This window comes from Pseudoclavibacter endophyticus (genome assembly GCF_008831085.1).
GTDB lineage: Bacteria > Actinomycetota > Actinomycetes > Actinomycetales > Microbacteriaceae > Pseudoclavibacter > Pseudoclavibacter endophyticus.
This window is the reverse complement of sequence record NZ_WBJY01000001.1, coordinates 295,035-318,554: the sequence shown is the minus strand read 5'-3', so window position 1 is coordinate 318,554 and position 23,520 is coordinate 295,035. Positions and strand designations below refer to the sequence as shown.

General features: G+C 68.8%; 14 protein-coding genes, 2 tRNA genes and 1 pseudogene. 5 read left to right on the top strand and 12 right to left on the bottom strand.

Annotation, left to right across the window (positions count from 1 at the left end):
* Positions 1–155: 155 nt before the first annotated feature.
* Positions 156–4,313: a DUF5979 domain-containing protein gene (locus tag F8O04_RS01380; RefSeq protein ID WP_158027526.1), complete on the bottom strand. Its 4,158-nt coding sequence runs from the start codon at positions 4,311–4,313 to the stop codon at positions 156–158.
* Between the two features lie 650 nt (positions 4,314–4,963).
* On the opposite strand from F8O04_RS01380, the gene F8O04_RS01375 reads away from it, so the two are divergent.
* Positions 4,964–6,580 carry a helix-turn-helix transcriptional regulator gene (locus F8O04_RS01375; RefSeq protein ID WP_158027525.1) on the top strand — a complete coding sequence of 539 codons (1,617 nt, stop codon included), beginning with the start codon at positions 4,964–4,966 and terminating at the stop codon, positions 6,578–6,580.
* 667 nt (positions 6,581–7,247) lie between these two features.
* On the top strand, positions 7,248–8,444 hold the full coding sequence (locus tag F8O04_RS01370) for a hypothetical protein (RefSeq protein ID WP_158027524.1): 1,197 nt from the start codon (positions 7,248–7,250) through the stop codon (positions 8,442–8,444).
* Between the two features lie 243 nt (positions 8,445–8,687).
* Here F8O04_RS01370 and F8O04_RS01365 read toward each other — a convergent pair.
* The 5 genes from F8O04_RS01365 to serS all read right to left on the bottom strand — a co-directional run bounded on the left by F8O04_RS01365 (position 8,688) and on the right by serS (position 12,615).
* Positions 8,688–8,777 (bottom strand) — tRNA-Ser (locus tag F8O04_RS01365).
* Between the two features lie 79 nt (positions 8,778–8,856).
* Positions 8,857–10,281 (bottom strand): LCP family protein, encoded by a 1,425-nt coding sequence (locus F8O04_RS01360; RefSeq protein WP_158027523.1) that lies wholly within the window; start codon positions 10,279–10,281, stop codon positions 8,857–8,859.
* 62 nt (positions 10,282–10,343) lie between these two features.
* Positions 10,344–10,428, bottom strand: a tRNA-Ser gene (locus F8O04_RS01355).
* Positions 10,429–10,543: 115 nt separating this feature from the next.
* Complete coding sequence (locus tag F8O04_RS01350; RefSeq protein ID WP_225734801.1) at positions 10,544–11,353, bottom strand: HAD family hydrolase; 810 nt, start codon at positions 11,351–11,353, stop codon at positions 10,544–10,546.
* A complete protein-coding gene (gene serS / locus F8O04_RS01345; protein WP_158027522.1) occupies positions 11,350–12,615 on the bottom strand; it encodes a serine--tRNA ligase in 1,266 nt (421 codons plus the stop codon). Before serS ends, F8O04_RS01350 begins: the two co-directional genes overlap by 4 nt.
* A gap of 131 nt (positions 12,616–12,746) precedes the next feature.
* On the opposite strand from serS, the gene F8O04_RS01340 reads away from it, so the two are divergent.
* On the top strand, positions 12,747–14,291 hold the full coding sequence (locus tag F8O04_RS01340; RefSeq protein WP_158027521.1) for a diacylglycerol/lipid kinase family protein: 1,545 nt from the start codon (positions 12,747–12,749) through the stop codon (positions 14,289–14,291).
* On the opposite strand, the gene F8O04_RS01335 is transcribed toward F8O04_RS01340, so the two are convergent.
* The 3 genes from F8O04_RS01335 to pheA form a co-directional block, all read right to left on the bottom strand.
* Positions 14,282–14,674, bottom strand: coding sequence for a nuclear transport factor 2 family protein (locus F8O04_RS01335; protein WP_158027520.1), 393 nt, complete (start codon positions 14,672–14,674; stop codon positions 14,282–14,284). The two genes, F8O04_RS01340 and F8O04_RS01335, sit on opposite strands and share 10 nt — an antisense overlap.
* Positions 14,675–14,880: 206 nt before the next feature.
* A complete protein-coding gene (locus tag F8O04_RS01330) occupies positions 14,881–16,512 on the bottom strand; it encodes a glycosyltransferase (protein ID WP_158027519.1) in 1,632 nt (543 codons plus the stop codon).
* A gap of 333 nt (positions 16,513–16,845) precedes the next feature.
* Positions 16,846–17,820, bottom strand: a complete 975-nt coding sequence (gene pheA / locus F8O04_RS01325) for a prephenate dehydratase (RefSeq protein ID WP_158027518.1) — start codon at positions 17,818–17,820, stop codon at positions 16,846–16,848.
* Between the two features lie 36 nt (positions 17,821–17,856).
* On the opposite strand from pheA, the gene pgm reads away from it, so the two are divergent.
* The gene (gene pgm, locus F8O04_RS01320) at positions 17,857–19,485 is read left to right on the top strand and encodes a phosphoglucomutase (alpha-D-glucose-1,6-bisphosphate-dependent) (RefSeq protein WP_158027517.1); all 1,629 of its coding nucleotides are present in this window, start codon (positions 17,857–17,859) and stop codon (positions 19,483–19,485) included.
* 98 nt (positions 19,486–19,583) lie between these two features.
* Here the strand turns inward: pgm and F8O04_RS01315 are convergent, their stop codons facing one another.
* The 3 genes and pseudogenes from F8O04_RS01315 to F8O04_RS15335 form a co-directional block, all read right to left on the bottom strand.
* On the bottom strand, positions 19,584–21,797 hold the full coding sequence (locus F8O04_RS01315; RefSeq protein ID WP_225735001.1) for a hypothetical protein: 2,214 nt from the start codon (positions 21,795–21,797) through the stop codon (positions 19,584–19,586).
* Between the two features lie 24 nt (positions 21,798–21,821).
* Positions 21,822–21,890: pseudogene (locus F8O04_RS15255) on the bottom strand (zinc-ribbon domain-containing protein); the annotation flags it as partial.
* A gap of 143 nt (positions 21,891–22,033) precedes the next feature.
* Positions 22,034–22,519: a M15 family metallopeptidase gene (locus F8O04_RS15335; protein ID WP_450091382.1), complete on the bottom strand. Its 486-nt coding sequence runs from the start codon at positions 22,517–22,519 to the stop codon at positions 22,034–22,036.
* 677 nt (positions 22,520–23,196) lie between these two features.
* Here F8O04_RS15335 and F8O04_RS01305 point away from each other — a divergent pair.
* Positions 23,197–23,484, top strand: a complete 288-nt coding sequence (locus F8O04_RS01305; RefSeq protein ID WP_188726346.1) for a GNAT family N-acetyltransferase — start codon at positions 23,197–23,199, stop codon at positions 23,482–23,484.
* Positions 23,485–23,520 lie beyond the last annotated feature (36 nt).

The window sequence follows — 23,520 nt, the reverse complement described above, 5'->3', positions numbered from 1 at the left end:
GCAGGTTTCGCGGCGGAACAGGTGCGACCTGGGCGGCCCCTGCGTGCGGGATGCGGGGGCGGGGTGACCGGGACGCTCCGGAGTCGCCACCGCGTCAGACGCGTCGAAGGGCGCCACCGACCACTCGGATCGGTGACGCCCTTCATGCGCCTCGGTTAGGCCGCGCGTCGGCGGCGGATCACGAGCGCGATCGCACCGGCCGCGAGCAGGCCGATCGCCGTCAGGACGATCGCGGCGAAGCTGTCGCCACCCGTGCTCGCGAGACCTTCACGCTCGTCGAACGCGTTCGTGAGCGTGATCGTGACCTTCGCCCCGGGCTCGCCGGTCACCACCACGACGGCTCGCTCACCGTCGGCGGCCAGTGTTACGGCCTCGTCGTTGGTCGACCATTCGACGCCGCTCCACTCGATGGTGTCGGCAGTGTCGACTCGGCCCTCGACGAACTCGATCTCGGTGCCGAGCGGCAACCCGTCGATGACGAGGGGCTCACCGGCGGTCACTTCGACGTCCCGTTCCTGCGTCTCGCCGAACAGGTCGGTCCACGTGACCGTCACGGGGAACGTCGTGCCGTCCTCGACGTGCGCGGCACCGTCACCGGTGAGCGCCTTGTCGAGCAGGATCGTGCCGAGCTTCGCCGTTGCCGTGTTCGTGACGCGAACCTCGGCGACCGTGGCTGCGCCGATCGTCAGCACGGCGCTGCCGTCGTCGTGGACCGCCAATGCGTCATCGCCGGCCCATTCCGCTGGCTCCCACACGAACCGGTCGCTGTCGGCCGGCGCGACCTCGGTCAGCGTGACCTCGGTTCCGTATGGCAGCGTCCCGTCGAACTCGACGAACGTGCCATCAACGGGCAGCACCAGTTCGGTCGACTGCTCGACCCCGGCCTGGTCGATCCAGGACGCGACGACGGTGAACGTCTCGGGCACGTCCGGAGCGTCGAGCGCGACCCCGACGACCTCCTTCGATAGCCCGAAGGTGCCCGGAGCCCATGTCGCCTCATTGATGACCGTCACGAATGTCATCTCATCGTGCTGATCCGAGACGATGACCGTCGCGCTCCCGTCGCCCGTGTCGGTGACGCCCTCGCCGGAGATCGTGATCGAACCCCACACGACGGTGTCGAATGCCGGGCGCTCACCCTCGGTGATCGTGACGACCGTGCCGGCAGGCAGGTCTTCTCCGAGCTCCGTCGGCGTGACGGAGTTGATCGTGAGGTCGCGCGACTGCGTCACGCCGTCGGCGTCGACCCAGGTGGCCGTTACAGGGAACTCGGTGTCGTCGGCGACCTCTCCGGCCGCCGCACCCGCGACGCCCTTGATGAGACTGATGCCGGCGGTCGAGGTCGCCGCGTGATTGCCGAGGGTGACGGTGGCGTCCGCAGCACGGCCGATCGTGACGACAGCGCTCTCGCCGTCCTGCGTCACGCCCGTGCCGGACCAGACCGGCGCAGCCCAGGCGATGCTCGAGCCGTCGACGAGCGGCGTCTCGGTGAGCGTCACCTCGGTGCCGACCAGCAGCGATTCGCCGAACGGCACGGGCGTGCCGTCGGTCGGGACCGTCAGGACCTTCTCCTGGGCCGTTCCCTCAGCGTCGGTCCAGGTCGCCGTCACGGTGACGTCGGCGGGAACGGCCGGGTTCCCGGCCTGCTCGCCCTCGACCTGCTTCACGAGCGTGAAGGTGCCAACCGAACGCTCCACCGTGTTGGTCACGGTGAAGATGCCGGGCTCGGACGCGTGGTCGGCCAGCACCTCGATGCGCTCGGGGGACACGACGGCCGGTGACCACGTGAAGAGGTCATCGTCCGCGGGCAGCGTCTCGGTCACCGTCACGATCGCTCCGATCGGTAGGTCGGTGAGCGTGTACGGCTCCCCCGCCTTCACCGTGAACGCGCGGTCGGGCTGGGCCGGGAAGCTCGCGCCGAGGGGTGAAACGTCGATGCGTGCCGTCATCGCGAACTCCGTGTCGGGGCCGACGAGGGCGGCGGCACCCCCCTGGATGACCTTCTCGACCTGAACGGAGCCGAGCAGCGCCGAGTTCTCGAGCGAGACGGCGACATTCGACTTGGGGTCGAGGGCGACGATCGCGGTCGTGCCGTCGGCGCTCGGCGTCACACCCGGGCTCGCGGCGAATGCCGGCGCTCCCCAGGTCACGCCCGGAACGCTCGGGAGGTTCGGCTCGGACAGCTCAACCGTCCAGCCGGTGCCACGCGAGTTCAGGCCGCTCACGGCGTCACCGTTCAGGGGCACCTGCAGGTCGTACTCGAGTTGCACGGAGCCGTTCGGGTCGATCTCCTTGACGTGCACGGTGAACGTCGCATCGTCGGGCACGAAGCCGGCGCCCGCCGTGTCAGCGAGGCCCTTCTCGATCGCGAACGAGCCGCGGGCGACCCCCTGACCGGTACCGCTACCGCGGTTGCTCTGGGTCACCGAGTGCTCGTATGTCTTGCCCTCGACCGTGGCGCTGTTGCCGTACGCCGTCCCGGGCGCATCCATACCGCCGCTCGTCGTGCAGGTCGTGTACGAGATGACGTACTGGTACTCCTTGCTGAAGCCCGCCTGCTCGCCACCGCCGGGCACCGGCAGCGTCGGTCGCGGAATGCTGATGGTGATCGTCTCGCCGTCGAGCGACGCGGTCACGCCGTCGGAGAGGTCGACGGTCGCAAGGCCGCCGTTCTGGATCTGGTCGCGGGCCTGCACTCGCAGCCCGAGCCGGTCGACGACATCGCCGCTGTCGCCAGCCTCGCAGACCTGGTGCGCGCCCGAGAGGGTGTCGGTCACCGTAAGGTCACCGGCGAGCTCGTCGAGGCGCTCGCCGGGAACCGTGATGTTCCAGTTCATCGTCGTCTGCGGCAGGTGCTCGACACCGTCGAGCGTCACGGCGGCCGTGTTGATGCCGCCGGTCTTCTGGTCGGTGCGTCCCGGCGCCTTGGGCGTGCTCGTCGCGATCTCGCCGTCGACGTTCACGGAGTTGCCGAACTCGGTGCCGCCCTCGGGGAGGCCGTCGATGGTCCCGCACGTGCGGTACTGGATGAGGTACTGGTAGTTGGACGGCTTGAACGCGAACGACGGGTCGACCACGTCGACGCGCGCGGCGAAGGCGTCCGTCGACGCCGACGTCTCCGTGATGCTGAGCTTGCCGGTGATCTCGGTCTGCTTGGCGTTGCTGGGGCCGTAACGCTCGTGGACGCGGATGCCGTCGATGGTGTCGGCGCATACCGCGTGGGCGCCCGTGAGCGCCTCGCTGAGGTCGAAGCCGTTCTTGCCGGCGAGGTGATCACCCGCGACCGTCACCGTCCACCGGATCACACCGTTGCGGTCGGCGCCGCCGAGCACGCTGCCCGACTTCGCCACATCGGCCGAGATGTTCCAGTCCTGCGTGACGCCGATGACGCCCGAGGTCTCGGGGAAGATGTCAACCGTCGCCTCGTTGGTGTACTCGGTGCCCTTCGGATCGATCTGCTCGTCTGGGGTGCAGGTCGTATAGGTAATGCGGTACGTCACGTTGGGATCGAAGCCGCCCTCGGGCGCCGTGAGCGCGAGGCCGAAGTCGTACTTCGGGTCGGGCAGTCCCGACGTGGTGAGCGTGGAGATCTGGGTGACGTCGACAACCGCGTCGCCGCGCACGGTCTCGACGCGGAGGCTCACGGGGTCGCACAGGCGGTGGTTGTCGCTGAGGTCATCGAAGACGTTGACGACCCCGTGCCCGGCGAGTGCCGCGCCGGGGAGATTGATGGTCCACGTCATCGACCACTTGTTCCCGTTGAGCACGCCCGACTTGTTCCACTCGTGCGGAACGACGACGCCGTCGTCGATCCCGCCGCCGCCAGGCAGCTCGACGGGCGTCTCCGTGCCGTTGAGGTCGAAGATCACCGACGTCGCGTCCGTTGCCTCCTCGGCGACGACCTCGAACTCGAACGTGCCCCCGACCTCCAGCGGGTAGGTCGCGACGTGCTCGGTGAGCGTGCAGTTCGCGATGCCGGCCCCCGGATCGGTGAGGCAGGTCGCCCACGTGACGACGTCGCCGTCAAGGGTGGGGCCGTCGAGGTTGAACGGCACGGCCTGTTCGAAGCCGAGTTCTGGCGGCAGACCGATCGTGAAGACGTCGCCCGGCTGCGGATCTGCGGCGGTCGCGTCCCACGCACCGGAGACGGTCAGCGTGTCACCGACGGTGGCTTGACCGCCATCGGACGTCGCGAGCGTCACGTCACTGATGACGATGCCGGGGTTGGGCGCCGCCTCGGCGGCGCTGGGGAAGGCGGTCACACCGGTGACCGCGACGCCCAGGGCCCCGACGATCGCCAGCAGGCCTTTCACGAGGCGGCCGTGATGAGACGGTGGTCTCACCGCTTGTGTGCGTGCTCTCGACACAGTTCTCCCTTGGCGGACGCACCGTGGACGCACCACGTGTTCATCCTGATAGTCGGTCCGGCAGCGTCGGGTCGACGAAGCCAGAAGGTGGGGGTGGCGCTCCGCGTCCGGGCACACGAGCAGCGGGCACACGAGCTCACGCCGCCGCGGAGGGCGCGCGAGAACCGGCGCGGAGCATCCCTGCAGGCAGGTGCTCTCCGGCGCGATGCGGGTGTGCGGACGGGAACCGCCAGGTCGGGCCGTCTCGGCGCAACCGGGAGTGACTATGCCAGCTCGGCACGCACCGCGGCGGGCGCCGAGACATGATTCACCCCTCAGCTCACCCACCGATGGCGACTGCGGAACAGCGGAGCGAGCCCAGCTGTAGGGCCGGACTCGCACCGTGACGGCATACGATCGCGAACCTGAATCTGCGTCATTTCTGCTTCACGCCCGGACGATTGCCGACCGAGTAGCATGACGGGACCTCACCCCCCTCACCCCCACGCTTCCCACACCTCACCCGGGGAGCTTTGCCTTCACCCTCCGCCACCGCGCCGGTGTCTTCGCCCCGTGAGGCCGAATCGACACCCGCTCGTCTGCAGGAAAGAGGTTGCATGTCATCGACGGATGCTCAGAACGCCGACGACCCCGAGGCACGGACCGTCATCGATTCACCGTCAGCCCGCCACGTATCCGGCATCGGCAGCGGCCGGGCGGTCGCCCAAGGCGACCGCGCGACGTGGGCCCGCGGCCATCGGGCATGCGTCGACGATCTCGTTCGACGCCGAGATTGGAGGGGACTGCGCTCGTATGTCGCGGAGAACTGGATCGCGATCTGGTTCTCGTATCCGCTCGGTGAACTCCCCCACGTCTTGGAGGACGTGCCCCACCGGGCGCTGCTGGATTCGACGGGTGGTGCGGCGCTGCTCGTGCTCGCGCTTCAGCGAGAAGCAGCCGGCATGACCGCAATGCGCAAGCTCCCTCCTCTGGTCCGAGCGGCTGCCAACGCCGTCGGAAACCGGTCCGTGGGCAGCGTCAGAACGTCGTTCCGGCGATTTCGCCCGCTCCTCGCGGTGTTGGGGAAGCTGCAGCGCGAGAACTCGCGCGTTCAGGCCTCGAACTACCCCATACTGCTCCTCCAGGCGGGACTGTCGGCGGTCTACGCCGGCGAGTTCCGCACGGCGGATCTCTGGCTCGCGCAGGCGGGACAGTTCGCGTCGCCCGATCAGGCGCCGTTCCACCGCCGAGACGTGGCCGCGACCCGAGCACTGCTGAATGCCGCCTTCGGCAGACCCGCCGTCGCCGAAGCGCAGCTTGGTCTCGCGCGCCAGGAGCCACGGACCGATAGCTGGGTCGAGCAGGGCGTCGACGCTGTCATCGAAGTCACCTCCGTCGCGCTCCAAATGCAACGCCATGATTGGACACCGCCGGAGGATCTGCTCGCGCTGCCGTGGTGGAACCTCCAGCCGCACTGGCCCGCAGCCGTGTGGGTGGTGTCGGTGGGCCTGCTCGCTCGCGGAGAGAACGAGCGCCTCGATCGGCTGCTGTCGCAGCTCGAGCTGTCGGGCCTCGAATCCCCGGAGCAGTCCGGCCTCTTCGACAGCATCTTCCCCACCGTCCGGACACTTCTGTCCGCCGCCGAGGGTCGTACTGCGTCGCCCGAGATCCGTGATCGGCTCGCATCGCACGATGATCCGCTCGCCAGGCTCGCCCAATCGGCCGACGCGGTCGTCAGGAACCGGCGTGACGAAGCGCTCGCGCTGGCGAGTCCCTCCGAGCGAGCGATCGATGACACGTTGACGCTCGGCGTCAAAGAGAGCATCCAGGCATCAGCGCTTGTCGAGGCCAAGCGCATGGGTGAGGCGATCGACCTGTTGGACGAAACGCTCGCGCGCCGAGAGGCAGCGCGTGCGCTTGCTCCCCTCTTCGTGCCCCGCAACGTCGCCGAGACCATCGCCGCCGAACCGCGGCTCGCTCACCACGCCGACCGCGTGATCGCCATCGGCGCGCGGGAACCGGTCGTCGATCTCACCGCGCGCGAGCGCGAGCTGTTCCGCCTGCTGCTCGGCGACAAGAACCTGCGCCAGATCGCCGCCGAGCTGGGGCGCACCGAAAACACGCTGAAAACGCATCGGCGCCACCTGTACCGCAAGCTGGGAGTGAGTAGCCGCGACGAGCTGCGGTCACGCGCGCTGCGAGGATCTGAGCTCTGGAGTGGCGACGGCGAGTGATGCGCGCGGCACTCGGTGCGTCACCCGGCCCGTCCCTCACCCGAGCGCGCCGCGTCCGCATGCCGCCGGTAGGTCGCAACGGTGGTCCAGACGAGACGCTCGGAGTCGCTGTCGAGGAGATCGGCGATGTGGGCGCCCACGGCGATCACAGGCCGTACAGGCGGACACTTAGCTCAACCCTGTCGGAAACACCGGCGGATCGACCGGACCGCGCCTCCACATCGAGGTTCGAAGACTAGCAATCGGTGAGGCGACCGACTCGATGGCTTGGCGGACCTGACGCGGAGTCGGGTTTTGACCGCACTGTCGGTAGCCGGTGCGAGCATCCGCGTATGCCGCCACTGCCACGCTCACCCGCACCCTCGACGATGAGAGCGCCGTCGAGCCGGTCGATGGACAACCAGTCGTCATTCTGGTGCAAACGCTTCCCCTGTGCCATTGAAGGCAGACAATCCTCATTGCACCGCCGAAAGCTTGACCGTTGATGGACGGGCGAAGCCACGCCGCTCGGCTCGACGACTAGTTCTGGCGCGTCAGAGCCGCGCGCGGCGGAATGAACGAGGAGCAGGAGTCGTTGGATCTGAAGTTCGACGGCGCGCGATGGAGCCTCGAGCTGGCGTGGTGATCGGCACCGACGATGCGCGGAGCTACCGGTAGCGTCATAAGCATGGCGCACGAAGAGGACGGCGAACGCGCAGACGACCCCGATGGTGCGGACGACAGTGGCGAGCCAGAGCAACCGAGTTCTGACGACTGGTACGCCGCCCAAGGCCTGACTGCGAACCTCTGGGCGTCACTGAACCAGCCCACCTTGGACGCGATCAGCGCGTTCTACAAGGACTCCATGGCACCGTTAGACGAGAGCCTCTTCACCGACTACTGGCAAAACATCGCACCGTCGTTCATGGGCGACTTCATGAAGCAAGTCTGGTCGACCCTTCCCGCATTCAAGACGACTCCGACTTGGCTTGCGGACGCGATTCCCTCTGTTGCGTTCCCTGGAGTTGCTCAAGAGGCGATGGCCGCCCAGGTGGGTCTCTTCCAGTCTCAGGCTGAGAACGTGCTGTGGAACTTTGATACTGCAGCGGCATTTGGTACCTCAACGAGCGCACTGACAGAAACCGCGCGAGCCATTGCCGGCACGCTGAGCAGCTTGTGGCAGGTAACGCCACCTCCTCTGAGCTTCCACCGAGGCTTGCTTCCACCGACGCTCTCGGCAGAGCGAGCAGAGCTCAACCCGAGCGAAGTCATGTCCCTCGTCGTCGAGGAAGGTCTGCCGATCTGGAGCGCACCGCGCGCGCCAATCGTGCTCGCACTCGTGCAGGCACGAGACAGCAAGGCCCGTCGTGAGGTGATCGGCCGTCGCGCTCCAGACATTCTTTCTGATTGTCACGATCTACTTGCGGGTCTCCCGAAGTCGAAGTGGACACCTCTCGCAGGATTCGCTGTCCGAGCCATCGAAGCAGCGCAGCATGGGCATTACGAGTCGGGCCAGGCGCTTCTCGCTTCTGTGCTGGAGAGCGTCATGGTGAAGGTCATTGGCAACAATCGGGGGAAGACAGTCAACAAGGCGCGCTACGCGGCGCAGCGCCATCGCTACTTCGACGACCTAGGCGTGCAGACCGTCTACATCTGGTTACCGGTGTGGCATGCCTACGACTACTTCGACTACACCGCCGAAAAGCCTGCTGCTCCGAGAGTCTTCCTGCGCCATGCGTCAGCTCACGCGGTGCGCGCGAGCCAATACACGAAGAGGAACGCGGCCTGGGCAGCTCTCATCGTGAGCAACTTCCTGGCGGCGCTCACGCTGGAACAGGTGCAAGCTGCCGAGATCATCGAGGCCGCCCAAGGGAAGTCGGAATAGAGCCCATCGATACGACCATTCGGTGACGGGTCAGAGTGCGCAGGAACTTCCTGCTACGAAATCGACTGCCCCTATCGCTGTGGATCACGCATCCCGCGCCCACTTCGACCCTGTCGCACAGACACGGCCTTCACGGGGCCGGTCGCGGCAGTCATGGACGCCACACGCCGCGAGAAGGCGGGAAACACGAAAAAACTCCCGACAAGCTTTCGCTTGCCGGGAGTTCTATCTTGACTCACTGGGCGGAGACGGAGGGATTTGAACCCTCGGTCCCCACAAAGGGGACTCCACCTTAGCAGGGTGGTGCACTCGGCCGGACTATGCGACGTCTCCAAGCGCGACCCATCCTAACCACAAAACCCGTCGCCCTCGAATCGGTGCACGCGCACGGCGAACGCCACGCAAAACGGCGCTAGTTGACGTTCGAGCAGGTCTCTTGCGCGGCCGTCTGTCCCTGCAGGGTCGGAACGGGTGTTGGGATGGGCGTCGAGCCGCCCGTCGCGGCCGAGTCGTCGTTTCCGTCGACCGCCGAGTCGTCGGCAACCCCAGGGTCTTCGACGCCGTCAGTGCCATCGGCGCCATCGACACCGTCTGCCCCGTCTGCTCCGCCGGTCTCGTCCGGCCCGACCTCGTTGGGTGTCTCGACCGCGATCGGCTGATCGTTGAGAATCAGCTCCCACATGTGCGACGCATCGGGCTCGAGCGGCTCAACCTTGCCCGCCTGCCACGACTCGGCAACCGGCAGCTGCGCGAAGACGATTTCTGCGGGATCGATCTTGCCCAGTGCGCTGGCGAATCCGATGAGCGTGTCGATGTCGAGCGACGACGAGAGCGTCATGTTATTGGTCACCGCCGTGGCGAGACCGTACAGTTTGCCGGGGTTCGTCAGCGTGTTGGCGCTCTGCACTTCGCGGATCAGCGCCGAGAGGAACACCTGCTGGCTGCTGATGCGGGCGAGATCCGAGCCGTCGCCCACCCCGTGGCGCGACCGCAGGAATTTCAGCGCGTTCTCACCCTGCAGCGAGTGCATGCCGGGCTCGAGGTAGAGGCCGACGTAGTCGTCGGAGATCTCATTGGCGACGCACACCTCGACGCCGCCGACGGCGTTCGACATCTCGATGACGCCGCGGAACTGCACCATTGCCGCGTACTGCACGTCAACGCCCGACATGGCCTCCGCGGCGGCGACGACGCACGCCATGCCACCTTCACTCAGGATGCTGTTGAACGCGACGTCGTACTTCTCCTCGATCCAATCACCGTTGTCGTTCGTGCACCCAGGCGTATCGACGACGGTGTCGCGAGGAATACTGATGGCTGTCACGGACGACTGGTCCTCCGACATATGAATCAGGATGTTCACGTCGTTCAGCACACCGGATGCCTCTTCCGTGCCTTCGCCGAACTCCTCACCCTGCCCGATGCGCGAGTCACTGCCGATCAGGAGGACGTTCGCGCCGCCCTCGATCTGCGCGAGCGCGGGCGGGGGCGTCTCATCGATGGTCGGCCGATCACCGAGCGCCGACCAGAGCCGGACGAACGCGACGCTTCCGACGACGACCATGGCGAGCACGAGCACCGACGCGACGATGCCGACACCCTTCCCGATCGTCCGGGCGGGCGAGGTGACGGGCAGCTTGCCGTGCCGCGCGATCGATCGATTGCCGTAACGCAGGCTCGGTCGGTCGCGGTCGCGGTCGCTCTCGCGCGCCGAAACCGCGCCGGCCGCGGCCTGCGCATGGCGGCGCTCGGCGCGCGAGGAGAAATGCGCGCCGCCCTCGGCATCACCGCGTCGTTGAGGACCGCGATGCCCGGGGCTCTGCCCGTCGAAGCTCACGTGCGTCGATCCTCCTTCTGGATGCGCGGATGCCAGGCGTGCTGGGGGGCTGACTGGATGCGCGGAGGGCGTGGGATTCGAACCCACGAGGCATTGCTACCCACTGGTTTTCAAGACCAGCTCCATCGGCCGCTCGGACAGCCCTCCGAAAACCGAACGCAACGATTTCATATCGTTCCTGTGTGCTCGGTGATGAATATCGTAACTGACGGATTCGCCCGGGAGCGCACGCACGACGGACGTGCATCCGATCACGGGCGCGTCACTCGAGTGCGGCGAGCGCCCGCCCGAGACCGTCATTGTGGAAACTGCCGGCCAGCGTGGTGCCGGCGTCGATGACGTCTTGCGGCGAGCCGCCCATGACGATCGCCGTGCCGAACTCCCCAGCCCAACGCAGCATCTCGATGTCGTTGCGGCCGTCGCCGGCCACGACGACGCGGTCGCGCGGGATCTCGTGGGCGGCCCGCACGCGCTCGAGCGCCGTGCCCTTGTTGACGCCGTTGGGGGCGATGTCGAGCCAGTTGGTCCAGCCGACCGAATAGCTCACATGATGCAGGCCGATCGCCTCGACCGCCGACGCGAACTCCTCCGTCGTCTGGTCGGGGGCGACGACCACGAGTCGCTGCACCGGCTGTTCGAGCAACTCCTCGAATGACACCTCGCGGCCAGAGGCCTCGAACGAGCCGTCGGGAAATCGCCCGTTGTAGCGAAAGACGCCCTCGGCGCTCTCGACGGCGTACATGGCCCCGCGCAGACCATCGCGCAAGCGCAGCAGCACGTCATGGGGATCGAAGGTCTCGACCCACCGGCGCGAGTAGCCGTCGTCGGCCGCGGGGTCGCGTTCGAGCACGGTCGCCCCATTGGCGCTGACGACGAATCGCGAGTCGAGCCCGAGCCGCCGGTGGATCGGCAGGGTGTCGGCCGCCGAGCGCCCGGTGGCGAGCATGATCTCGTGCCCCTCGCCGCGCAACCGCTCGACCTGTTCGTGCGTGGCGTGGGGAATCGTGCCGTCGTGATCGAGGATCGTGCCATCGATGTCGAGGGCGATGAGCAGGCGATCGGCCAGACTCATGCCGTGACCTCGGCGACCTCGAGTCCCCCGAGGTAGGGGCGCAGCGACGCTGGGATGACGACCGACCCGTCGGCGCGCTGGTGCGTCTCGAGAATGGCCACGAGCCAGCGGGTCGTCGCGAGCGTGCCGTTCAGGGTGGCGACGGGCGCGGTCTTGCCCGACTCGCCGCGGAACCGTGTCTGCAGGCGGCGTGCCTGGAAGGTCGTGCAGTTCGACGTGCTCGTGAGCTCGCGATAGGCGCCCTGCGTCGGCACCCACGCCTCGATGTCGAACTTCCGTGCCGCGCTCGAGCCGAGATCGCCGGCCGCCGTGTCGATGACCCGGTAGTGGAGCCCGAGTTCCTGGAGCATCTCCTCCTGCCAGCCCAGCAGCCGCTCGTGTTCGGCCTCGGCTTCAGCCGGGTCGCAGTACGAGAACATCTCCAGCTTGTTGAACTGGTGCACGCGGATGATGCCGCGCGTGTCTTTGCCGTATGAACCGGCCTCCGACCGGTAACAGGTCGACCATCCCGCGTACCGGACGGGACCGTCCGCCACGTCGATGATCTCGTCGGCGTGGTAGCCGGCGAGCGCCACCTCGCTCGTTCCGGTGAGGTAGAGGTCTTGGCCGGGCACGAAGTACACCTCGTCGGCGTGCTCGCCGAGGAATCCAGTGCCGGCCATAATCTCGGGCTTCACGAGCGTCGGTGTCGTGAGCATCGTGAAGCCGTTGGCGAGCGCCTTGTCGAGCGCCATCGTCATGAGGGCGAGCTCGAGGCGGGCGCCGATGCCGCGCAGGTAGTAGAACCGAGCGCCCGACACCTTCGTGCCCCGCTTCACGTCGATCGCCCGCAGCCCCTCGCCGATCTCGAGGTGGTCGCGCACGTCGAAGTCGAACGCCGGCTTCTCGCCGACGACCTTGAGCGTGGCGAAGTTCTCCTCCCCGCCTTCGGGAATGCCCTCGATGATGAGGTTCTGAATGCGCCCAAGGGCTTCCGCGGATGCGTGGTCGGCGTCTTTCGCAGCTTGCTCAGCAGTCTTGACGCGGCCAGCCAGCTCCTTCACCTCGGCCAGGATCGCGGGCTTGTCCTCCTTCGACGCGGCGGCGACACGCTTCGACGCGGCGTTCTGCTCGGCACGAAGCGACTCGTAGTCGCTGATCGCGGCGCGGCGCCGCGCGTCGGCCTCGATCGCGGCCTCGACGAGCGCGGGATCGTTGCCGCGTGCGGCCTGCGATCGCCGCACCTGGTCGGGATTGTCTCGGAGCACTTGGGGGTCGATCACACGTGAATGGTAACGGCCCGTCGCAACGGGGCTGCTGCGTGCTCCCCTGGAGGGACGGACGGCAGCAGGGCCGCAGCAGGGGCCGCCCGTCGTGCGGCGCGCTCGCATGCGCGTCAACGTACTCTTGAGGGGTGCCGAATGACCCGCAGCCCACTGGCAACGCCCCCCGAGCAGCGATCATCGCGCATCCGGGCAAAGTCGATATGGACGCCCTCCACTCGGCGGTGCGAGCCGCGGAACGTCGCTACGGGTGGCACGAGTCAGCCTGGTACGAGACGACGCCGGAACGACTGGGTGATGCCCTGGCCCGAGAGGCACTCGGCTTCCACCCCGCCGGCGGTGACGGCCCGCACGACGACGACGACACGGACGGCGAACCGCCCCGCGCCGAGAATGCTGCCGCCGAGAGCGAGGCCGCCGTCGACGACGTCACGCACCCGCCAAAGCCCGACCTGGTGATCGCGGCGGGGGGTGACGGCACGGTTCGCGCGGTCGCTGCGACGCTGCAGAACACCGGCATACCGCTCGGGATCGTGCCGGCGGGCACGGGCAACCTCCTCGCGCGGAACCTCGGCATCGATGTGAACAACGTCGCGGCCGCAGTCGAGACCGCGTTCGCCGGCAATGACGCGCGTATCGACACGGGCCTGGCGACCGCTGAGCGCCCCGACGGCACGCGCGAGGACTTCGTCTTCACGGTGCTCGGCGGGGTCGGTATCGACGCCGGCATGATCGCCAACACGCCCTCCGGTCTGAAGAGGAAGGTTGGCTGGCTCGCCTACCTGACCGGCATCGTGCGCTCGATCAGGGCGGGCGCGCATTTCACGGCACGCGTGCGCGTCGGTGTCGACCATTCGCACCCGGTCCGTGCGCAGAGCATCATGGTCGGCAACTGCGGGCTCATGCCCGGTGGCATGATGCTGCTGCCCGACGCGTCGACCGATGACGGGCTGCTCGACATGTGCGTCCTGCGTCCGAGGGGGTTGCTCGGCTGGGTCAAGGTCTGGGCTCGCATTTCGTGGCAGACACTCGTCGCTCGCAGCCATCAGCAGAGCGGCCGAACGGTCTTCGGCCGCTCCCGGGACATCCGCGCCCTGCGGTACGAGCAGGGCGCCGAGGTCGTCTTCCGGCTCACGTCGGGCCCGCAAGAGTTCGAGATCGATGGCGAGGCCGTCGGCGAGATCGTCGCGGCGCGCCTGCAGGTCCAGCCACTCGCCCTCACGGTCCGCACGCCGACGGGCAAGGCGAGTCGCCAGCGGCTGCTCCTCGACGAGGTCGTCGCGCGGTCTGACCTGCAACGGCGACGGATGCGGAGGCGGATGGCCCGGGCCAGATCCCGCCTGAGCACGGCTGCGCGGGCGACGAACGAGGCAGTCACCGAGGGCGCCGACGCGGTCGGTACCGCCGTCGCGGAGGGCGCGTCGACGGTCGGCACCGCGGTCGCCGAGGGCGCGTCGACGGTCGGCACCGCGGTCGCCGAGGGCGCGTCGACGGTCGGCACCGCGGTCGCCGAGGGCGCGTCGACGGTCGGCACCGCGGTCGCCGAGGGCGCGTCGACGGTCAGTACCGCCGCGGGCGACGCCGCCGAGGCCGCTCGCGACGCCATCACGGAACCGGCAGAGTCGGCGGGGCTTGCCGCCGTCGGCGATCCCCGGAAGGAACCCGCTCAGAAGTAGCCGTTGTCGTTGACGGGCGGATAGATGTTGTCAGGGATCGCCTGGATGACGTCCCAGTGCTCGACGATTTTGCCGCGCTCGTCGACGCGGAAGACGTCCATGATCGCCCGGCCCGTCTCGCCCGGGACGCGGCGCGAGTGGACGTGCAGGCACACGATGTCGTGTTCTGCGATGACGCGCTTCACCTCATTGCGGCCGTCGGGAAAATTGTCGCGCAGGAACGTGACGAAGCGCCGAAAGCCCTCCGGACCATCCGTCACCCACGGATTGTGCTGCATGTAGGTCTCGCCGAGGTACGAGACGGCCCCCTCGACGTCGCGCGCGTTGTAGCGCTCGTAGAAGGCGAGCACGATCTCCTTCGATTTCTCAGTTGTGATGGTCATGCGTGTTCCTTTCGTCATTGCGATGACACGGCTCGTGCCGGTGCGGTGGTCAGGAGCGCCGGCCCCGGCTGCTCGATTCGCTCCACGCTGAGCAACTGCACGATGTTGAGCAGTTCAACCTGCATGAGGTTCGGCCTGCATGAAGGCCGGGGCGCGCGCAACGCCGCGCGGCGCGCTCACGGAGCACCGCGCGGCGTCGCGGACGCCTAGGCGGCGCTGCGCTCCGCGGCGCCGGTCGGGCCCGCCAACGCGTCTTCGACGGCGATCGGCCCGGTGGCGGGGGCAGTGGCCGTCGCCGTGGCGGCGACCGGTACGACGGCGAACTTCTCGGTCACGACGAACACCTCGCGGTACTTCCCGATCGCGAGCTGCGACTGCGAGATGATCGCGCTCGACGCGTTGAAGAGGATCGTCGTGACGGGAAACAGCACCCACTGCACCACCATGAACAGCGTGCGGATGGGGGCGACGCGCTCGGGGCGTGCCGGCAACAGGGTCATCGACACCCAGATCGAGATGATCAGCAGCAACATTGCAAACTGCTGCACCGTGCCGACGATGAAGGGAAGCCCCACGACGAAGGCGGGCAGGTTCCTATCGAACCCGTTGACCACGAGTGGCACCCACGGGCCGCACATGATGATGAGGGCGACACAACTGAGCGTGACGTGGCTCTCGAGCAGCTGCACAAGCTTGAAGAGGCCTTCACCGAGGCGAACTCGACGTCGCCGGCTCAACACGCGCACGGCCACGAACGGCACATCCGACGCCCCGTACGCCCACCGCCGCAACTGGCTGAGCTGGGCTTTCATGGTGCGCCAGAACGTCTCGGCGAGCACGACGTCCTGGTAGATCGGCACGGGAACGCTCACGACCCGGTAGTCACCATCGAAGTGGAACCAGCTGCGCCAGTATTGGTGCCCGTCCTCGACGATCGTTCGGGTGCTCCAGAAGTCCATCTCGACCAGGGCATCCATCGGCTGCGCGTGCGAGGCGAAGTTGCGAAGGGCGCGCGGGCGAAGCGACGAGACGATGTTCCAGATCGAGTTTCCGCTGGCGATGACGCGGCTCGGTGCGGGGGCGTCCCAGATGTTGTTGGTGAAGATCGAGATGGGCTGGAACGACAGGCGCTTGCGGTCGGAGCGCAGCACATACTCGTAGGTGACCAGGTCGAAATAGGCGGGATGCGGACGGTTGTCGCAGTCGAGTGAAGTCACGATAACGCGGTCGTAGCCGATGCCCTGCAGGTCAAGCCAGTCGCGCAGCCGCCGTGCCGCGTACGTGATGTTGGCGCCCTTGCCCGGCACCTCGCCGGGCTGGTCCGCCGGATGCTGCACGAGCTGAAACGACGCGAAGCGGTGACCGTACATACGCTCGAGGCGCTCGGCCGTGCGCTGCATCTCGACGCCGCCGCGCGCCTCGTAGGCGAAGACCACGATGAGCCGGTCGTTGTCGAACGTCGTGTCGATGAGCGACTGCATGGTCGGCGCGATCAGGTCGAACGACTCGTTGTATGCGGGCACGATGACCGCGTTGTAGAGGCCGCCGACGTTGGGGTAAGCATCGGGCGCCCCGGATATAAGGCGAAGGTTGTCGAGGTGCTCGCCGATGCGGTGGGCCTCGACCGACTCCCCGGTCGCCAGCCCGCCGCCACGCTGCGCGCGCTCGAGCTCGGCGAGACGCTGGTGCCACGGCACGCGCATGGTGGCGCGCATGTTGGCCGAGCCCCGGATTGCGTGCACCCCCAGGCGAACACCCTTCACGAACATGTAGCCGACGACGACCAGCACGAAGACACCGGCCCATACGGGGGCAACGACGGAAAGCGTGCCCAACACGACAAAGCCCCCGAGACTGAGGGCCGCGGGGACGATCTCGAAGAAACGGTAAGGGCGAGTACGCGCTCCGAGAGGAATCTCGTTGTCCATATGTCACCGGCTTCCGAATCATCGTTACCGGCGCACCTGCTGCCGCCGGCCGGTCGTCACGGGTCGCGGGAGCGACGCGCGCCAACCCCCTTGCGCCGCGGGGCGTAGCCTCGCGGCGCTCCTGCGTGGCCACTCCAGATGGCGTACTGGTCAGCCTTGTCGGATGCTACGCATCCCTTCCGACACGAGCCTTGGAGGTCGATGAATGTTCGTGAATCTCATCCTTCGGGTTGACGACGTGGATTATTCGCGATCCACGAGGCCGCGGAACCAGGCGTCGGCCTCGGCGTAGTGCGCGTCGGTGTAGGCGCTCGAGACATCGACGGGGGCACCGTCGGCGCGTGGATAGGAGCCGAGGAAGATCACGTGCGGGCTGAACCGGCGAAGGCCGCGGAGGGCGTCGGCGACGCGCGCGTCGTCGACGTGTCCGTCGAGGTCCATGACGAAGCGGTAGGAGCCCGGCCGCTCCGGGATGGGGCGCGACGCGATCATCGAGAGGTTGACGCCGCGCGTCGCGAACTGCTCGAGCATGTCCATCAGTGCACCCGGCCGTTCGTCCGGCAGCTCGACGATGAGGCTCGTCTTGTCGGCCCCCGTGCGCGGTGGCACGGTGCGCCGCATGCCGACCAGCGCGAAGCGCGTGCGCGCCGTCGAGTTGTCTTCGAGCCCGTCGGCGATCACCTCGACGTCGACGTAGTCGCGGATCGTCGGCGGCGTGATCGCGGCGTCGGCCGGTGCGCGTTCGTCACCGTCATCGGGGAACAGCGCAGCGGCGCTCGCGATGTTGGAGGCAGCGGGCAGGTGCGTGTGGCCGGGCACGTTGGCGCCCAGCCAGCGGCGGCACTGGCCATAGGCGACGGGGTGCGCGGCGATCGTGCGCACGTCGACCAGCATCGTGCCCGGGCGCACGGCGAGCGAGAAGCGGATCGGGACGACGAACTCCCCCTCGATGCGGAGCCCCGGGATGGCGGCAAGCGCATCCTGTGATGCCGTCACGCCGCCCTCGATGCTGTTCTCGATGGCGATCATGGCCGCTCGGCTGCGGCCGGCCGTCACGTCGGCAAGTGCTTCGCCGACGTTGTTGACCGGCTTCCAGTGGTGCCCGCGCGCCTGCGGGGCGACGCGGAGCGCCGCCTCGGTGAAGGTGCCGGCGGGACCGAGGTAGGAAATGGTCTCGGCGGCTGGATCGCCGCTGCGTTCGTCGTGCGTCGCGGGCATTGGCTTAGTTTAGGGCGCAGATGGAAGACTGAGCGCATGCACGAGCGCGCCGGAACCGTTGCCACGCCCGAAGACCTCATCGACGTCGACGCCCTCCTGCGGGCCTATACGGAACTGGCGCCCGACCCGAGCGATCCGGCGCAGGCCGTCGCCTTCGGCACGTCGGGACACCGGGGATCAAGCCTCAAGACCTCGTTCAACGAGGCGCACATCCTCGCCATCACACAGGCCATCTGTGAGTATCGCGCCGAGCAGGGCATCACCGGCCCGCTGTTCATCGGTCGCGACACGCACGCGCTCAGTGCGCCGGCTGAGCAGACGGCGCTCTCGGTGCTCGTCGCCAACGGCGTGCGCGTGCGTGCCGATCTCGACGACGCGTGGGTGCCGACGCCGGCGCTGTCGCATGCGATCATCGGCTACAACGCCGCCGGCCACGACGACGTCGCCGACGGGATCGTGATCACGCCGAGCCACAACCCGCCGCAGGATGGCGGCTTCAAGTACAACCCGCCGCACGGCGGGCCGGCCGACACCGACGCGACGAGCTGGATCGCGGACCGCGCCAATGCGCTCATCGCTTCCGGGCTCGACGGCGTCCGCCGTGTCGACGCGGCCGCCGGTGCCGTCGAGCGGCACGACTTCATGGGCGACTACGTGCGCGACCTGCGGAACATCATCGACGTGGATGCGATCAGGCGGGCGGGCGTGCGCATTGGGGCCGATCCGCTCGGCGGCTCGGCGGTCCGTTACTGGCAGGCGATCGCCAACGAGTACGGGTTCGACCTCACCGTCGTGAACCCCGAGGTCGACGCGCGCTGGCCCTTCATGACCCTCGACTGGGACGGCAAGATCCGGATGGATCCGTCGTCACCCTCGGCGATGGCCTCGGTGCTCGCGCGCAAGGACGAGTACGACGTGCTGACGGGCAATGACGCCGACGCCGATCGGCACGGCATCGTCACGCCCGACGGCGGCCTCATGAATCCCAATCACTATCTCGCCGTCGCGATCGACTACCTCGCCTCGAACCGCCCCGGCTGGTCGGCCGATGCGGGCCTCGGGAAGACGCTGGTGTCGAGCTCGATGATCGACCGCGTCGTCGAGTCGCTCGGGCGGAACCTGGTCGAGGTGCCCGTCGGCTTCAAGTGGTTCGTTCCGGGGCTTTCCGACGGCACGATGCTGTTCGGCGGCGAGGAATCGGCCGGAGCGTCGTTCCTGCGCCTCGACGGCACCGCGTGGACAACGGACAAGGACGGCATCCTGCTCGCCCTGCTGGCGGCCGAGATCATCGCCGTCACGGGCAAGACGCCGTCGCAGCGCTACCGCGAACTCACGGAGCAGTTCGGCGAGCCCGCGTACCAGCGCATCGACGCGCCCGCCACGCCCGAGCAGAAGGCCGTGCTCAAGAAGCTCGACGGCGAGGCGATCGCGGCCACCGAGCTCGCGGGCGAACCGATCGTCGCCAAGCTCTCGCACGCGCCCGGCAACGGCGCCGCGATCGGGGGCGTCAAAGTCGCCACCGAGTCGGCGTGGTTCGCCGCGCGACCGAGCGGCACGGAAGACGTCTACAAGATCTACGCGGAGTCGTTCAAGGGGCCGGGTCACCTGGCCGAGGTCCAGGCCGAAGCGAAGTCGATCGTCGACGCCGCCCTCGCGGGCGCTTAGCCCCGTCGGGCACGCGAGGGCTCCCCTCGTGACGCCTCTTTCGTCGGTTCCTCGGCAAGCAGGATCCCCGCTGCCTCGGGGAGCGCGATCGTCGACGCCTACAGCGCCACGTCGGGCAGCGCGATCGTCGGCTGAGGGCTCGAGCTCGGGTTGCCGACGAGGCCGATACCGAGCTGGAACTCGAGCCCGATGATGTCGCCGGCCGCGTTGAAGCAGCTCACGCCCGTCTCGAGCGTGATCGAACACGCGAACTCGCCCGCGTGGATCGGCTGGCCCATGGGGAGGGTTTCCTGCCCGTACGGGATGTCCTGTTCCAGGCAGGGGTAGGTGTACCCGTTCGAGTCGAGACCGATGACGGCGCCGGACTGCCCCGTCGTCGTGCAGACCTCTGGCGGGATCGGGAACGCGGGGTCCGAGTGCTGGCAGGCGACGCCGAACTCGGGCGTGATGATGCACCGCAGGTTGCCCGACTCGCTCTGGAACGCGACCGGCTCGAAGCTGGGGTCGGCGACGGGCGGCGGCGGCGCGGCCTCCGTGGGATCGCCCGAGGGCGATTCGGCATCGTCGGTGGCGGCCGCCGATTCGGTCGGCGCGGCCTGGTCGTCGCCGTCGCGGGCGCCGAGCGCGTTGCCGATGATGACGGCCGAGACGACGAGCAGCACGGCGCCGAAAGCCGCGATGGCGATCGTGAGCAGCCGGCGTCTCTTTGTCGGGTCCAGGCCCGCCACGGCACCTCGGACGCCGCCTCCGTCACCGCTGCCGCTCCCGTCGCGGCCACGGTTGCCCGGTCCGCGAGGGCCCGCGGGCCCGCCCCCGGCCCCGCGCGCGTCGACGGGTGCCCCGCCGCGCGCGTCGTGGCCGCGGGGCGCGTGACCGCCCGACGGCGGCTGGCGGTACGTCGGCGCCGACGTCGGCGCCCCCTGTGCCCGTGGCCCCGCGGCGGCCCCGGCGACACCCGCGGCGGCGGCGGCGGATGCTCGTGCTGCTGCGCCGAACGGAGGCGCCTGTTCGGACGTCTCGGTGCCGTCGAGGCCCTGCTCGTACCATGGCCGCTGGCGCTCCACCGTGCCGGGGTCGCTCGCGTCGTACGCCTCGGCGGGCGGCCTTCCCGAAGGCCCGGAGTGGGTGTCCTGAGGGCCGCGGCCCGCGGGTGTGCGCGTGACGGCGATCGTCGGCTCGTCGTCGACATGGGTGTCTTCGCCGAACCAGTCGGCGAAAATCTCGCGCGGGTCTTCGCGACCGGCGGCCTCCCGTGCCTGCGACGGCCCGGGCTGCGGCGCATCGGCCGGCGAGGTCGGCCGGTCCGGCTGGTGCGGGGTCGCGGAGTCACCGCGCTGTTGCGCGTCCGCCGGCGGCTGGAAGGGCGACGGTGCCGCGCCGCGCGATGCGTCGCCCCCCCGCTGCTCGGGTAACGGCGCGACCGCGGGCCCCTGCCCCGTCCTCGGCGCCTGCCAGGCCTCGTCGCCGGCCGGTCGCTGGGACGCCGGCTGACTCCCGCGCTCCACGTCGGCCTCGCCAGTCGGCGCGGGCGTCCGGCCGTCGTCGAGCCGGGGCACGTGCACGATGCCGGTGCGCTCGAAGTCGCGCGCCACGATCGGCTGGTCGGACGTCTCGGTCCCGGGCTCACCGCCCGAAAGCACCTCTTCGAAGTCGCGCCCTTCTGCGCCGGCGCCGTCCTGCTCTGGCTGCGCGGGCCACTGGGGCGGCTGAGGCCGCGCGGGAGCCGCCTCCGCCCGCGGCGAGCGCGGCACGGGCGCGGCAGGCGCATCCCGCTCCGGGCTGGCGTCCTCCGGCTGGTCGAGCTCTTCGAACCAATGCGGCACTTGCGCCTCATCTGCCTGCGGGGCTGCGACGGGCTCGGGTTGCTTCGCCTCGTACATGATCGGTGCGGGCCGGGTCAGATCGAGCTCGGGGTCGAACGCGGGCAACGACGGGTCATACGCGGGCTTCGGCTCCGGCGCGGGATCATCGATTCCCTCGCGCTCGTCGTCGATCTCGTCGCGGTACCGCGGCGGCTCGGTGTCGGACGCCCCTGGAACCGCCGGGCGCGGCGCCTCCGGTTGCGGCGCCGCGGGGAGAGGGGCGCTCTCGTAGCCGAGATCGGGCTGGAAACGACGGCGCGAGCGCCGCGTGGGGAACACGACGTCATCGTCGTCCGCGACCTGCGACGTCTGCCCGCTCGGTCCCTTGCGCCGGTAGCTCGAGAAAAAGTCGTCGACATCGTCGAGGCCCGCGTCATCGCCCTGGAGCGCCCAGCCGGGCCCGGGGCGACGCGGCACGGCGTTCGAGACGTCGGCCGGCGGCTCGGCCATGGGCGCGCTCGCACCGACGAGCTTTGTGCTGCATTCGGGGCAGAACTTCTGGGTGTCGCCGACCTCATGACCGCACGTCGGGCAATAACGCATCTCTTCCTCCCCGGGCTGCTGGCCAGCGACCGATCCTCGGCCGCATCACCCCAGTATTCACGATGTCACCAGAGTGACGGCCGTTGCGTTCCGTTTCCGCGGCAAAATCCGCTCCGTGCGTGGGGCTGCGCCGGTTCGTCGCGTCAGCCCGCGTAGTCGGGCGCCTCCGGCTTACCCAGAAACTCCTCGTAGGTGACGATGCCCTGCTCGTGCATGGCCGTCGCGACCTCCGCGCCCACGTAGCGGAAGTGCCACGGCTCGTACTCGTAGCCCGTGATGTGCGTGACGCCGTCCGGATAGCGGAGGATGAAACCATACTGCCAGGCGTTCGCCGAGAGCCACTGCCCCGCCTCGGTGGCCCCGAAGCAGGCCTCGAGCACGCACCCGGCGTCGGGCGCCGAGATGTCGGCGGCGAGGCCCGTCTGGTGCTCGGAGTACCCGGGGCGCGCGCTCGTCGCATCGGCGCCCTCCTGGCCGAGATCGGCGACGTAGCCCTCGTACAACTGAGTCTGCGATTCGGCCGAGCGGTAGCCGCTGGTCATGTCGAGCGCGTACCCCGCCGCCGACGCTGCGGTGAACATCGTCTGCACGGCGCTCGCTGCTTCGGAGCGCAGCGAGTGACCGTTCATGCTCGGGATACCCAGGGTCGTGACCGGCACGAGATCGGCCGGCTCGTACTCGATCGGCTCGAGCGGCGTGAGCTTGTTCACGAGCACGGTGATGCTCGAGGCAGCGGTGATGTCGCCCGCGACGGACGGGGTGCCGCCGGCGGTCGACGTGGGAGTGGGCGTCGACGTCGGAGTGGGCGTCGCCACGACCGTCTCGGTGGGCCCCGCCGTCTCGGTCGGCGCGGGGGGCGTCGACGTGGGCGCCGCGACCGGGGTTGTGGCGGTCGGCTCCACCATTTGCACGACGTCGCGTGGCTGCGCCAGCGCCGCGACGACGCCTGTCAAGACGGCGACGACCGTCACGGTGGCGACGACGAGCATTGCCGCGCGCCCGCGCCGCGTTCGGCGCGAGTGCTTCTCTGCCGCGACCCGGCCGCGACGTTCGCCGACGAGGATCTCGTCGGCGGCGACACCACCGTGCGCGCCGTCGCCGACCGCTCCGTCGCCGGGTGCCCCGCCGCCGACAGCCCCGTCGCCGGGAACCCCGTCGCCGGGAACCCCCGTGTCTTCGCTCGCAGCCATGAGGTCAAGCGTTGCACACCCCGCTCCGGATCCCCGGGTGCCGAGCCGGATGAAGTGAGCGACCTTCATCTCCCGGCCGGGATCGGATGCTCAGGACCGCGCCGTACTCTCGGCGCATGTCTGAACAGATCACGCACGACGCCGAGCATCAGCGTTACGTCATCGCCGACGGCGACGAGCGGCTCGGCATGCTCTCCTACTCGACACGAGAGGATGCGGTGTCGCTCGATTCGACCGTCGTGCTTCCCCAATACCAGGGACGCGGGATCGCGGGTCGGCTCGTGAAGCACGTCCTCGATGACCTGCGCGACACGACCACCAAGCGGGTCGAGCCCAACTGCAGCTACGTGGTCGACTACCTGCAGCGCCACCCCGAGTACGCCGACCTCACCACCCGGACGTAGCCGATCACCCGCGGCCGCCCGCGCCACGCGGTCAGT